The sequence below is a fragment of the Paenibacillus pedocola genome, assembly GCF_031599675.1.
Taxonomy (GTDB): Bacteria; Bacillota; Bacilli; order Paenibacillales; family Paenibacillaceae; genus Paenibacillus_AQ; species Paenibacillus_AQ pedocola.
In genome coordinates, this window is sequence record NZ_CP134223.1 from 4,311,540 (window position 1) to 4,324,531 (window position 12,992).

Consider the following 12,992-nt stretch of genomic DNA (forward strand, 5'->3'; position numbering starts at 1 on the left):
TTCATCAAGTCACTTGGTATATGAAAGATTGCTTATACCCGCGGTTATCCTTTGACCGAGCCAATCATCACACCTTTGACAAAATATTTCTGCAGGAACGGATACACCAGCAGAATCGGCAGCGCGCTGATCATAACGGTAGCCATTTTGACGGACATTAGCGTAATATTACTCATTGAACTGCGTGCGAGTGCCTCCTGATTCTGATTGGAGCTTAGCACGGAGGACAAGTCCTGCGCGGTCAGCAGCTGCTGCAGAAAGGTCTGGACCGGAATCAGATTCTGGTCGTTGACATAAAAGGCGCCGGAGAACCAGTCGTTCCAATGACCAACAGCCGTGAACAACCCCAGCGCGGCAAGCATCGGCTTCGAGAGCGGCACGATGATCTGCAGCAGAATCCGGAAAGGTCCGGCTCCGTCCAGTTCTGCACATTCGATCATTACCTCCGGAATCCCCTGGATGAATTTCTGCATGACGAACATGTTCCAGACGGAGAACAGGCCGGGGATTACATACACCCAAAAGGTATTGGTCAGTCCGAGCTTGAACAGCTGGATATAGAAGGGAATCAAGCCGCCGTTAAACAGCATGGTAATAAGAATATACGTTAGAATGCCGTTACGGAAAGGCAGATGTTTGTAAGAAAGGCCGTAGGCCGCCATAATGGTAACCGCCAACCCGCCAAAGGTTCCAAGAACCGTTCTTCCAATGGTAATCAGATAAGCGTGGCGTATCACCGGATTGCCGAGCACAATTTCATAATTGATCCAGGTGAACGAACGCGGCCAGAGATACACTCCTCCTTTTGCCGCATCCGCCCCGGTATTGAGCGAAATCGCCAGCATATACAGGAATGGATAAATGACGCTAACGCACAGCAGTGCCAGCAGGAGCACGATAATCCATTGCCCCGTACGTTCAAGCACAGTGACTTTCATCGGTTACCACAGCCCCTCTCCATTGATTTTTCGGGATACTGAGTTCGTCGTCAGGACCAGAATGAGGCTAATGACCGATGAGATCAGCCCGACAGCAGTCGCCACACCGAAGTAACCCTGCTGCAGCCCGTTGCGGAGCACATACGTATCCAGTACATCGGCAACCTCCTGATTCGCCGAGTTCATCATCGGATAGATCTGGTCCATCCCTACGGTAATCAGACTCGGAATACTGAGGATCAGAACGATTGAGATGGTCGGCAGAATGCCTGGCAGTGTAATATGCCGGATCTGGGCCAGTTTCCCCGCCCCTTCGACCTTCGCCGCTTCATACAGCTGCGGGTCAATCGTTGAGATGGCTGCCAGATAGAGAATCGTGTTCCAGCCGACCTCTTTCCACAGACCGCTGGACACAATCATGGGCCGGAACCATTCTGTAGAGCCGAGGAAGAAGATCGGATCTCCGCCCATCTTCGTGATCAGATCGTTGGCGAGCCCACCGTCTAGCGTCAGAAAGGACTGGAGAATATACGCCACAACAATCCAGGAGAAAAAATGCGGCAGATAGCTGACCGATTGCACAAACCGTTTAAACGCCGAGTTTTTAATCTCGTTAATCATCAGCGCGAGCAGAATCGGCAGCGGAAAGCCAAAAATAAATTTCAGCACAGAAATATAGAGAGTGTTCTTAACCACCTTCCAGAACTGCTCCTCATGGACAAAAGCGAAATTCTCCAGCCCGGTCCAGTGGCTTCCCCAAATCGTCGAGCCGATCGCAAAGTCTTTAAAGGCAATTTGAATCCCCGCCATAGGGATGTAGTTGAATAAAAACAGCAGGACAACGGCAGGCAAAATCATGACATACTGCCAGCGGTATTTGAGCATCCTTGCGACCATATGATCCCTCCTTATCTATACACTCATTCTACTTTTGATCCCGGAGCAGGAGTATGGTACAACGATTAGATTTTGATCGTTTTGATTCGACGTTGGTTGTAAGCGGTTGCAGAAAAATATAGATAAATACAACTCGGGCAGCGTTCCTCCTGCGATAGAGAAACGCTGCCCGAGTTGTAAGGCCACTGAATTATTCTGTTATTAATCCCCTGACAAAATCAGCACATTCCCGCACCAGCTTATGCATCTGCTCCGGCATCACACACCGTTTTTCCAGCACCGGCCTTTGCCAATCAGAATCTTTAATTATAACTACCGCGAATTCTTTCCGGTACCAGCCTAGGTCCAGCACATATGAATCATCGCGGTAGGCAACCTGGAAAATGTCCTCCTGATCCAGAAATTTCGTTCCATCATAAGTAACAATTCCCGGGGAGAAATCAATGTCGTCGAACATTTGAGTGTATGGCTCCTTTGGTTTTATTCATGATTTTCCAAGCAAAGCCTGGTTTATCCCTCTCTTTATTAAATCGTTCCTCAATATACATTTGTACGGGATACTCTATAGAATAGAATCTTTTGCAAGTTGATTCACTCTGTGTAATACATCCACAATTTTATCTTGCACTGACTCTGCAGTTTTATCTTCTAAAGTTAAAAGCTGCAGCAACACATTTATCGCTTGCCTAAAGCTAACCGGACTTGATCCCACTAAGCCGTGAGCGCCGGTATCAATTACTATCCTACCTGAAGGCAGCAGGACATCCGGGTCAGCAGACAGCTTCTGTATCTCATCAATAACCGCATGTATATATTCCTCTGGAATTCCGCATTTGATCACATCTGGCTGTAAAGCAATCACATCATCAACAATCAAATCATCATCGAAGCCAATCTCAGCCTGAACAACCAGTACACCATTATCAGACGGAAAATACGAAACACCGATATTTGCGTAATTACTCACCATACGGGCTGCTAATACCAGTTCAATAGTAAGAGCACAATGGGCGTGGTATGTATAACTTTTTAGAGGAAAAGATTGATCGACCCTACCCTTGGAGCGATACGGTCGATGTGGATATTCATTCAGCCATACACGGCCCCGTTTATACGCGCCTAAATCCTCGAAATTCATAAGCATTGATTTCATCCCCTATCCAATGACACGATAGATAATTGCAGGTATGGACTCCTTTTCACTTGAGGCTTGCTCCATTATAGTTCAATTCTTTATAGTTCAATTCATCATTTAGAAATGCGTTCGGCTACCTCTACCGCTTTCAATATAAATTTACGCACCTCACTGATCGACTGAGTTCTTTTGCAGTATATTGGATTCCACCAGTCATCATCCTTCACAACAACCAGTTTGAAGCTACCTTCTTTAAGGTTAAACTCTGGATACCAACCTAAATCTAAAACAAAATCATTGTAAACCACTTGAAGTATATCTTCTTTAAATGACCACAATTGTTCAGAGTAAGGGATATTAGCGATAATCCCTACTCTCAAAAGATTCTATCATAATGCCTTCCTCCCATGGACTGTCTATACCAGTAATATCTATTTTTCTTCTGACAAAAATATATCTTTTAGTTGCTTTTCAAATTTTGATTCTTTTTCACCTTTGTCTTTGGAGGTCACAATGAAAATATTATTTGTTTCAATTGCAACAACCTCACTATCAAAATATTCTTTCTTGAATTTTTTTAACAACCCCTTTTTCTCTTGCGCTAAATCATCCCCATCATTAAATTCATATACATGCAAAACTTGGTAGGTAAGTGGTAATAATAGTATTACCTGTTCTTTTACGACCTTGTTCTTTAACGAATTTGGGATCGGAGCTTGAGATTCTTTAAAAATAATTTTGTTTTTCTCTAACAAATTCATTACATCATTAATATTCATTTGAACAGTTACTCCTTTATTGTTAGAATCACAAGAAATTAAGATCAAAAATGAGATCAGAACAAAAATACTACTCCAAATTTTGTAGTTGCTCTTCATAATTTTCTAAAGATTTTCCCAGTCAATTTTCAAAAAACTAATGACCAGAAAACCTTCCTCCTCCCCTGCCAGATGAAGAACCGCCTGTATTTACAAAGTAATGATCAAATACTTTGAAGAATGCATTGCTGTTACTGACTTTTTCACGCTTCCAGGTTTTATTATTATCTACATAATAGTATTGAGTATAATATATTTTTCCTGGCGAACCCCATATTATTTGCATATACAGATCAGGAAAAATTATCCCCGTGATAGGTTCTGTCTCACCTTCCATATCAATTAATTTTATATCATTAATTGAAGTAAACCAGCTGCCCCTTATTAAGTTAGGATCTGATTGTTGATACTTTTTCAATTGTTGTTCCGCGCTACTCCCCATAGGCTTAACATCATAAATTTCATTGCCCTGAACTATATCTATTTCCCCACTAGAAACCCTATATTCCAGTGTAGGCATAACATGGTTTGGATCCAAGTAATACAACTTTGTTGCCACTAATATTTGTGAAATTTCGTGAAAAGAGGTATAAATACTTAATCCAGCACCTCCATTTTCTTTTATAACCGCCTTCACCAAATCTTCTGTTGAGATTTTACTACTTGCATATTGGTGAAGATAATCATTTAACTTGTCTACCTTCATGTGACCACTAGGGTCTAAATAACTTAACGGATTATTTTCCACATACGTATACAAATTCTGACTCAGCGGATTATCAATCTGCCCCTCATACGTATCCTAGTTTATAAAGCGACTATTCTAATTAAAGAGGACGGTGACTGATTTCCAATCGCCGCCCATCCAGATTATATCATCCTGCTTGTGGTATGGATACTTCTGGGATTACATATGACGCTTGGGTTTTCATCATGTAGTAGATAACATTGACTAGCTTCCGCATGATACATACAACGGCTTGCTGTTTGGTTTTTCCTGCCGCCAATCTCTGCTCGTAGTAGGCATGGAAGTAGGGGTTGCGGGGTACTTTCGTAGAACGTGTAACGAGAAGTTGTCGGATGGCAAGAGATTTAATGATGTCATGTAAAACTCTGTTCCCTTGCTTGCTTTTGTAGTTTCTGACCTTATTCCCTGAGCCAACGATAATAGGAGCGATTCCGGCAAATCGAGCAAGTTTATCAGGAGTAGCAAAGCGGTGAATATCGCCAATCTCTGCAACCAGTTCCGCCGCAGTTACAAGGTCAATGCCTGTCATGCTTTCCAGTTGGAAACCAAGCTCTTTCATTAGCCCCCTGATTTCTTCTTCGACCCGACCCAACTCCCTTTTATAAAAGCGGATATTCCGAACAAGTCCTTTGACAATGAAATCCCTTTGATCTTGGAAATCTCTTGTGGTGTCCCCATCCTCAGCTACAAGAATTAGAATCTGCTCTGCCTTCTTAGTTGACAACCCGTTGTTACTCAACTTACGGAGATACTTCGCCAGTTCCTCCACCCCGACCCCTGACAAATGATTCGGGGAAGGATATTTATGCCAAAAGGCTAAAGCGGTCTTCCCGTCAATTTCCGAATAGAACTTTTTATAACTGGGATAATGATAGCTGAGTTGCTGATGAAGTCGCTTAACCACGTTGATTAAATTCTTGGATTGCCAATTTCGTTGAGTGACAAGCTGACTAATTGCCCAGAATAGATCCATCGGCTTGGCATCCGGTAGGTTGTAAAGTTCATCCCGTACAACCTTTGCTACACATTCTGCATCCCATGAATCCGACTTCTGTATGGTTACGTGACTCTTACGTCTGCTGTTTGCCAGTTTCGCATTGACCTCCTTCACGGAGCAACCTTTTTCAGTCAAGTAAACTGCTAATCCTCTGCCATAGCCGCCTACATCTTCTAACCCATAAACCACGGACATACCCTTTTTAGTGTGTTTCTTTACTTCCTTTTCAAGTAACGGGAAGGCTGTCGGCTTGTTATCGAACTTAATTTCTCCTAGCTTCCGATTCCAACAATCGATAATGACTGCTGTATGATGCTGTTTGTGTAGGTCAACACCTACATAGACTAATTTATCCGGTTGTATCATGCTCTCTCACTCCTAATTTTCGTTTGAATTTGAATGGTTACTGATGGGTTGAATCCTGATCGTAGTACCCTAAGAAGACTAATCGTCAACCCATGAGTAACCACCCAAGTGGATGGTTAGAACCATAGTGGTAAAACAGGTCGCATCCTCAGTTCGAGCGGACAAGCCGCAAAGATACGTTAGCGAATCCTGATTCACCTTCTATGTTCCAGACTAGATGAGTGCTTGGTGAAGCCCAACGGCTTCGATGTTTCCATAACGATAAGTGCCTTGGTAAAAGTCTCTACGGTCTAAAATCCGCTTCACTTGTACTTTGGTGAATAACTTTCCTTGTTGAGTAGTAAAACCTTCTTGATTTAACTGTGACGCTAGTTCAGATAACGTCCCTGCAGGGTGCTGTTCCCTTATGTCAAAGAGCCGACGAACGATTCTTGCCTGTGTTTCATTGACTACAATGGACTTCTGTCCCTTTTTGGCGTTGTAACCAAATGCCGCCCGACCTCCGGCATAACCCCCTTGCTCCGCTTTCTGGTTACGTCCTCTGCCAAGCTTTAACGCAATTTCTAACCTCTGATACTGGTCAAGCAATTCCATGAGTCCATTAATCAAGAAATCACTTGGGTCTTTCTTATGAATGCTGTAGGTCGGTTGTTCAATGCTTTTTACATCTACACCGTACCTCTTGAACTCTCGATGAACCAACACCTTCACGATGTCAGACCGCCATAAACGGCTTGTATTGAGTACGACAACTGCGTCATAGGTTCGGGTGGATAGAGCTGATAGCAGGCTCTGAAAGCCAATTCTGTCCACTTCAAGAGCATCCTCATCCACCTTCGCTCCACTGATGCCCTCATCTGTAAAGACGTGTTTCAAGTCCCATCCTTGCTCCTGACAATACGAGCGGATTTCAGCTTGTTGATAGGCTAGACTGTAACCATCCTTGGCTTGTCCACTTGTCGAAACTCTTACATAACCGATTACATTCATGCCGTTTCCTCCCCGTACGTTACGATAATTCAGATTTACGTAACGCACTTGAGTTATGTAACTTATATGGGTTACATTATATAACGCATGTGCGTTTCACGCAAATCATTTTTGTGATATAGTTGAAACGTGAAGGAGAGAGGTAAAATGCCAATCAGAATCCGTCTAAAAGAGATATTAGCCGAAAGGAACATGTCCCAACGGGAACTAGCTCGGCTAATGAATGTTCGACCCAATACAATCAATCGGCTTTGCCAAGACAACGTGACTACTGCATTTTTCGATACATTAGAGCATATCTGCCGGACGTTAGACATTAGCCTTCATGATTTGCTTGTTATGGAAGATGAGTAGCACAATGTCGCACCCGTACCGCCATCTATACGGCTCGCAGAGCCATGCTGTCGGGTTTACACCAATCCTAGTCCAACTTATGTTAAAAGCCTGTAAAAGCCTTCTATGCGTCCTCAGAGGTATTAAGCGAGCCGCCCGAAGCGACAGGGCGGAGCGACCGCGAAACTCTATCTTTGATTCTTGAGTAAAGTATCCCATGTGAAAGAATTGCTCTTGAGAAAAACCGCCGCCCTCCGTAGGAGTGGCGCGCAATCAAGGATATTCTTTCAAATCTTCTTTACAGGTATGGATACAAAAAGGTTTATAGTATTTATTCTATATACAAACCAAAATTTTGTGATTGAGAAGATGCTCAAACCAAATATATGGGGCTGACAGTCCCCTCAATCCAAAACTTTGGGGCAATAAACCTCATTTTCTTTGGGCTTTAGCGGTTGCTCTAACACTGAAACAGGGCGGCTCTTTACGATGCAGTTCCGTCTAACAGCTGTGCCTGTCGTTCGATTTTATTACTCAGTTCCGTACACAAGTCCAGTATGATGCTGTGATAGTTGACCAATGAAAGCATCCCCATCTCATTCGTCGCCGCATTGCGTATATCTTGCTGTATTCGTTTCGCATACGACTCATAGAAGTCCTTGTGCTTTATCGTTGGCAAGACTGCCGTAACAACAGCTTCCCGAAACAAATCTTGCTTGTCTCGATAGACTTCCTTTTCCAAATCTTCCATTTGCTCTAACACCACGTCATAGTTGGACTTTGTATAGACATGGCGAATGAACCCATGAATAGCTTCCGACAAGACGAGATAGGGGTTCAGTGCTGTATTCAGTCGATAGAAGTTCCGCCGCCCACGTCGTTGAACCTCAATAAACTGTTTCTTCTGCAACTCCTTTAACTTGGAGCATACCGTATTCTCGCTAAGTCCTAGATGCAGAGCCATCACTTGCTGATTGATGGCATACCACTCTGTGATTCCACGTTTCCGTCCTCTATCCAACATGCCCCACGACACAAGTTCAAGCAGTACATTGACCGCATTGCCGTCCAAAAAGAAACAGCGGCGGATTTCTTGTGGAACTTTCGCATAAAACGTCGTGTTGGCTTCATGAAGCATTGTCGCTTCCTCTCCGTCGGGCTGTTCTGCACATGTATTTCGGAACAAACCTGACTGTAGTTCCTCCCAATTCGTTAATTTCATGTCCATCGTTGCTTTCCTCCCCAAATTTTGACTGAGTGGGCGGCTAGCCTAACCACGTGACCTACTCTTTATGTAAACTGCTCGTCAGCAGAGTTCTTTCTTACGCTGTAACAATCGCTGTAAAGGTCAGTTCAGTTGCGGACAGAATCAATATGCTTCGAGTTTGCCGCCCTACTATGAATTTCGTGCTATCCATACAAGAAGATGCGACTTCTGACCATTTCACCCTCCCTATCGAGACAAGATATTGTACAGTTGCGGCTCAAAATAGAAAAACCTCAAGAAAGCGAAGATAACAAAAAACAGGTCAATCATGGTAGTATCTGACCATAATGAACCTGTTAGATGTAATGTTGAATCGTTAATTAGGTTATAAAATTAAAGCATTTACGTGCGTACAGACATATTAGAGGAATATCATACGGGAGTGATGAGGGTTAAGTTCTTTCAAAATGTGCCGCCCGTTTCATTCGGCACTGGGTGGGGGATAGCTAAATGAACAAAAGAAACCACATGGAGTATCAATCACATGTGGTCCTAACTAAATTAGTTTAAATCCATCAATCCCAAAAAAATCACACTAGTCAATCGGCCATGGCTCAATTGTTTTCACTGCACTTAACGGAATTAACAGTCGTGTATCATCATGATCTTCCTCAGGCATTATCACTATAGTATTGTTGAATGAATAATAACTAATATACATTCCTATTACATGTAAATTATCAAGAAATGTTATCTTAATATATTTATCTAAATAATTCTCCATAAAAATCTCTTGTTTTTCCATGATACCCCTCCTAATACTACAAGTAACTTCCATCTCAAGCCTGCAAACAAATTTCCGTGTCCAAAGCTGAAGTACAAGAGAATTGTCATCTCTCATTTTAATCATCTTTCAGGTAATCATGTTCATTAATGGAGCCAACGAGCTATAGTTTTTATTGCACTTAGCGGAATGAAAAGACGTGCATCATCATCTTCATCTTCTGGCACTATGACTATAACATTGTTAGAATAATAATAATCAACATAAGTTCCCGTTACATGTAAGTTATCAAGAAATGTTATCTTGATAACTTTATTTATGTAACCCTTCATAAATATCTCTTGATTCCCCATTAAAAACCTCCTAAATAATATCTGGTTTCATGTCGTCAAAAAAGTATATTCCTTCGTTTGTCCAAACTTGAACGTCATATCTGAACGGTTTGTCTTCAAAATAATTGTACAACTTATTACTTAGATTGATGATATCTATTATTTCGAAATCAACATTGTCAAATGTTAAATCGTATATAACAACATCTGCCCCTTGCTTCTCTATCCCTTCTTTAATTGCATTAAATGCACTACTTAGTTTGAACTTACCTGTTTCAGGAAAAGCTGTCTTTAATTCAACCTTGTAATAGCCGTTTATTAAAAAATCATATTGATTTGATATACCCTTAGCCTCTGGGTTTAGATAAACATCTTTCCCCATTTCTAACAATAATTCAACGACATATTTCTCATGTTTCTTGTTTTCTTTATTTAATTCTTTTTTTTCTTTATTGGTCTTATAAGTCAATAATCCCCTACATACAAATGTGTTATCTGGATGATATTCTGAAAAAGTTATTCCAAAAAATGCAAGTGCGAGATTATCGTCAACTCTCACTTTAACATTACCGCTTGGATCATTGAACATTAGAGGGTTGTTTTCCACGTAAGTATAAAGATTCTGACTCAGTGGGTTTTCAATCTGCCCTTCATACGTATCCTCATTTATAAACCGCCCGATACTCGGATCATAATTTGATGAGTTAGAACCTTTATATTATCGGGATAACTAATAAAATAAAGAAGTTGGCCAATTATGGTTGTACTACTCTATAAATGCTCTACTTATTCGACACTAAAGTAACGGCTGCTCTCAAGACCTTATGACAAATCTTTTAATAGATTATGCTTTGTTATTTTATCTACTGATACACTCAGACTCAAACATTGATTATTCATCCTTAATCACTATTCGATCTGTCCCCATATATTCCCGGAAAAAGTCGATGTCGAATAATTTACCTTGGGTATTAGTATGCTTATACTCTGTTTTCTTCAAATGTGCTAATCTGGTACTTTCCGAGTTAGTGACATCGTAAGGGACTGTTTCGTTATAATCAAAGGTTAATGTAATTTTTGAACCTTTCTCAGCGACAATGATGATTGATGCATAAAAGTCATTGAGGAAGGAGAGATTTCCTCCACATCTACAAACCACGTCCCCCTTTTTTAGGAGTTACCGCCAGCTATGAAAGTTCCTCCGCCCTTTAAAGAAATCCCCTTCAACCAGTTCAAAATCTGCTCCTTTGACTTTCTCTATCCGGATCTTCATTATCCCATATACGTAAAGCGAATCATCCTCTATATCAATGCCTTGACTGATCATCTGATCCTTAAATTGAAAAATATTCACAACTGAATTCAAAAGTTCGAACTCGTATGTACCCCTAATATCGCTTGGGAAATTAAGAAATACAGTTGGAGATGTTTCATCATCCCTGCCTAATACTGCATCAAATTCTTCATTACTAATATCCAGAGTAATTATCATATTAATTCCTCACTTTCTTATTTCAACTGCCCACTACTTGCAGAGGAATCAGTAACCAGCAGAACTTCATAGGGACAATCATACCAAAATATCCCAAACAAAAAAACCGCCTCTCCCGAGGCGGCTCTGCACCGTACCTTATACTGCACCCGTCACTTTACATCATCATACTTAACTGCTAACCCATATTACTATTTGCCGCCGCAAGTAGAACAGCCAGCACCGCGCTCTACTGCGCAATCTGCTCACGAATGTTCGCGAGGATCTTCTTCTCCAGCCTCGACACCTGGACCTGCGAGATGCCGAGGCGGCTGGCGACTTCGGACTGGGTCTGGTCGCGGTAGTAGCGCAGGTAGACGATCAGACGCTCGCGTTCGGTGAGTGCGCCGATGGCCTCGCTCAGCGCGAGCTTGTCGAACCAGCGTTCCTGCGACTCGTCGGCGATCTGGTCGATTAGGGTGATCGGATCGCCGTCATTCTCGAACACGGTCTCGTGGATCGAGGTCGGCGGCTTGTTGGCTTCCTGAGCAAACACTATTTCTTCCGGTGTTACACCAAGTGCCTCCGCAACCTCGCCGATGGTCGGCAGGCGGTCCAGCGTTTTGGACATTTCGTCCTTCATCTTGCGCACCTTGTTGGCCATCTCCTTGAGCGAGCGGCTGACCTTGAGGGTCCCGTCATCGCGCAGGAAACGCTGGATCTCGCCGATGATCATCGGCACAGCATAGGTGGAGAATTTGACCTCATAGCTGAGGTCGAATTTATCAACGGACTTGAGCAGTCCGATACAACCGATTTGGAACAAATCATCAGGCTCATACCCGCGGTTCATAAACCGCTGCACCACCGACCAGACAAGGCGGATGTTGCAGCTTACGAGCGTGTCGCGGGCCAGATTATCTCCGGCCTGACTGAGCGCAATAAGACGTTTGACCTCCGCATCGTCCAAATAGGTCGGCGGAGCTTTTTTTGATTCTGCTTCCATGGCTCCAACCCCTAATTGTATAAAGCTTTTTTCGAAACGATCGTTTTCTTCATAGAAATGGAGGTACCGCGCCCCGGTTCACTGGTCACTTCGAATTCATCCATGAAATTCTCCATAATCGTAAAACCCATGCCCGACCGCTCCAGCTCCGGCTTGGACGTGTACAGAGGCTGCTGTGCCAGCTCCAGATCCTCAATGCCGTTCCCCTGATCCTCTATGGTCAGGTGCACGGTCTCATTGTCGATCGACGCCGAGATGCTGACAATCCCTTCTGGATTACTGTCATATCCGTGGATGATACAGTTGGTGACCGCCTCCGAGACAACAGTCTTTAGATCATTCAGTTCTTCCATGGTAGGATCGAGCCGGGAGACGAAGGCCGCTACCACCACACGCGCGAACGATTCGTTCTCCGAGAGGGCGGCAAACTGGACACTCATGAAGTTACCAGCTTCACTCTTTGTCATAACGCAACCTCCAAATCCGAGAGCGCAGAACTCTCGTCGTCATATAGGGACATGATTTTGAACAGGCCCGACATTTCCAGCAGCCGCTTCACTGGGGCGGTGGCATCGCAGACAGCCATTTTCCCGCCTTTACTGCGAATCAGCTTGTACCTTCCAAGAATGACGCCAAGGCCTGAGCTATCCATGAACTGCAGCTCTTTCAGGCTGAGAATCAGATGCTCCACCTGGCCCCGCATAATCGCTTCATCCATCTCCATACGAACATAATCGGCTGCGTGATGATCCAGCTCTCCCGATAAACGGACAACCAGCACACCCCGGTGATGCTCCATCTCCACATGAGAATTCATACTTGCCACTCTCCTCTTCGTTGCTTTCAAAACCGCCCTGTAACTTGGTGCATTCCCCTACAAGGACAAGGTTTTCTACATGGCAATTGAGGATTCCTGCTCCCCGACAAAACTAGAAGAAAACCCCTAAGAATCTACAGAGGACACAAGGGG

The 12,992-nt window shown here is 43.3% G+C and carries 17 protein-coding genes and 1 pseudogene; 1 reads left to right on the forward strand and 17 read right to left on the reverse strand.

Features of this window, described 5'->3' with window-relative positions; all coding sequences use genetic code 11:
- Positions 1-44: 44 nt before the first annotated feature.
- The 9 genes from QU597_RS19175 to QU597_RS19215 all read right to left on the reverse strand — a co-directional run bounded on the left by QU597_RS19175 (position 45) and on the right by QU597_RS19215 (position 6,889).
- Complete coding sequence (locus QU597_RS19175) at positions 45-938, reverse strand: carbohydrate ABC transporter permease (RefSeq protein WP_310829403.1); 894 nt, start codon at positions 936-938, stop codon at positions 45-47.
- A 3-nt stretch (positions 939-941) separates the two neighbouring features.
- Positions 942-1,835 carry an ABC transporter permease gene (locus QU597_RS19180; protein WP_310829404.1) on the reverse strand — a complete coding sequence of 298 codons (894 nt, stop codon included), beginning with the start codon at positions 1,833-1,835 and terminating at the stop codon, positions 942-944.
- A gap of 190 nt (positions 1,836-2,025) precedes the next feature.
- Complete coding sequence (locus QU597_RS19185; protein ID WP_310829405.1) at positions 2,026-2,292, reverse strand: hypothetical protein; 267 nt, start codon at positions 2,290-2,292, stop codon at positions 2,026-2,028.
- A gap of 105 nt (positions 2,293-2,397) precedes the next feature.
- On the reverse strand, positions 2,398-2,979 hold the full coding sequence (locus tag QU597_RS19190; protein WP_310829406.1) for a hypothetical protein: 582 nt from the start codon (positions 2,977-2,979) through the stop codon (positions 2,398-2,400).
- Positions 2,980-3,083: 104 nt separating this feature from the next.
- Positions 3,084-3,350 carry a hypothetical protein gene (locus tag QU597_RS19195; protein ID WP_310829407.1) on the reverse strand — a complete coding sequence of 89 codons (267 nt, stop codon included), beginning with the start codon at positions 3,348-3,350 and terminating at the stop codon, positions 3,084-3,086.
- A gap of 51 nt (positions 3,351-3,401) precedes the next feature.
- Positions 3,402-3,749: a hypothetical protein gene (locus QU597_RS19200; protein WP_310829408.1), complete on the reverse strand. Its 348-nt coding sequence runs from the start codon at positions 3,747-3,749 to the stop codon at positions 3,402-3,404.
- A 136-nt stretch (positions 3,750-3,885) separates the two neighbouring features.
- Positions 3,886-4,494 (reverse strand): hypothetical protein, encoded by a 609-nt coding sequence (locus tag QU597_RS19205; RefSeq protein ID WP_310829409.1) that lies wholly within the window; start codon positions 4,492-4,494, stop codon positions 3,886-3,888.
- Positions 4,495-4,663: 169 nt separating this feature from the next.
- Positions 4,664-5,899 carry an IS110 family RNA-guided transposase gene (locus QU597_RS19210; RefSeq protein WP_310829410.1) on the reverse strand — a complete coding sequence of 412 codons (1,236 nt, stop codon included), beginning with the start codon at positions 5,897-5,899 and terminating at the stop codon, positions 4,664-4,666.
- A 213-nt stretch (positions 5,900-6,112) separates the two neighbouring features.
- Positions 6,113-6,889, reverse strand: coding sequence for a recombinase family protein (locus QU597_RS19215; RefSeq protein ID WP_310829411.1), 777 nt, complete (start codon positions 6,887-6,889; stop codon positions 6,113-6,115).
- Between the two features lie 147 nt (positions 6,890-7,036).
- On the opposite strand from QU597_RS19215, the gene QU597_RS19220 reads away from it, so the two are divergent.
- Positions 7,037-7,243: a helix-turn-helix domain-containing protein gene (locus tag QU597_RS19220; protein ID WP_369698826.1), complete on the forward strand. Its 207-nt coding sequence runs from the start codon at positions 7,037-7,039 to the stop codon at positions 7,241-7,243.
- A 463-nt stretch (positions 7,244-7,706) separates the two neighbouring features.
- Here the strand turns inward: QU597_RS19220 and QU597_RS19225 are convergent, their stop codons facing one another.
- From QU597_RS19225 to spoIIAA, 8 genes and pseudogenes are all read right to left on the reverse strand, one after another.
- Entirely contained in the window at positions 7,707-8,450 is a 744-nt protein-coding gene (locus QU597_RS19225; protein WP_310829412.1) for a BlaI/MecI/CopY family transcriptional regulator, read from the reverse strand.
- A 574-nt stretch (positions 8,451-9,024) separates the two neighbouring features.
- Complete coding sequence (locus QU597_RS19230; protein ID WP_046504801.1) at positions 9,025-9,234, reverse strand: hypothetical protein; 210 nt, start codon at positions 9,232-9,234, stop codon at positions 9,025-9,027.
- Positions 9,235-9,359: 125 nt separating this feature from the next.
- Positions 9,360-9,566, reverse strand: coding sequence for a hypothetical protein (locus QU597_RS19235; RefSeq protein WP_310829413.1), 207 nt, complete (start codon positions 9,564-9,566; stop codon positions 9,360-9,362).
- Between the two features lie 537 nt (positions 9,567-10,103).
- Positions 10,104-10,239: pseudogene (locus QU597_RS28830) on the reverse strand (RHS repeat-associated core domain-containing protein); the annotation flags it as partial.
- Positions 10,240-10,722: 483 nt separating this feature from the next.
- The gene (locus QU597_RS19245) at positions 10,723-11,037 is read right to left on the reverse strand and encodes a hypothetical protein (protein WP_310829415.1); all 315 of its coding nucleotides are present in this window, start codon (positions 11,035-11,037) and stop codon (positions 10,723-10,725) included.
- 229 nt (positions 11,038-11,266) lie between these two features.
- Complete coding sequence (gene sigF, locus QU597_RS19250) at positions 11,267-12,022, reverse strand: RNA polymerase sporulation sigma factor SigF (protein WP_039875115.1); 756 nt, start codon at positions 12,020-12,022, stop codon at positions 11,267-11,269.
- A gap of 11 nt (positions 12,023-12,033) precedes the next feature.
- Positions 12,034-12,489, reverse strand: coding sequence for an anti-sigma F factor (spoIIAB, locus tag QU597_RS19255; RefSeq protein WP_054941452.1), 456 nt, complete (start codon positions 12,487-12,489; stop codon positions 12,034-12,036).
- Positions 12,486-12,839: an anti-sigma F factor antagonist gene (gene spoIIAA, locus QU597_RS19260; RefSeq protein WP_054941453.1), complete on the reverse strand. Its 354-nt coding sequence runs from the start codon at positions 12,837-12,839 to the stop codon at positions 12,486-12,488. The genes spoIIAB and spoIIAA overlap by 4 nt, the downstream gene beginning before the upstream one ends.
- Between the last annotated feature and the right edge of the window lie 153 nt (positions 12,840-12,992).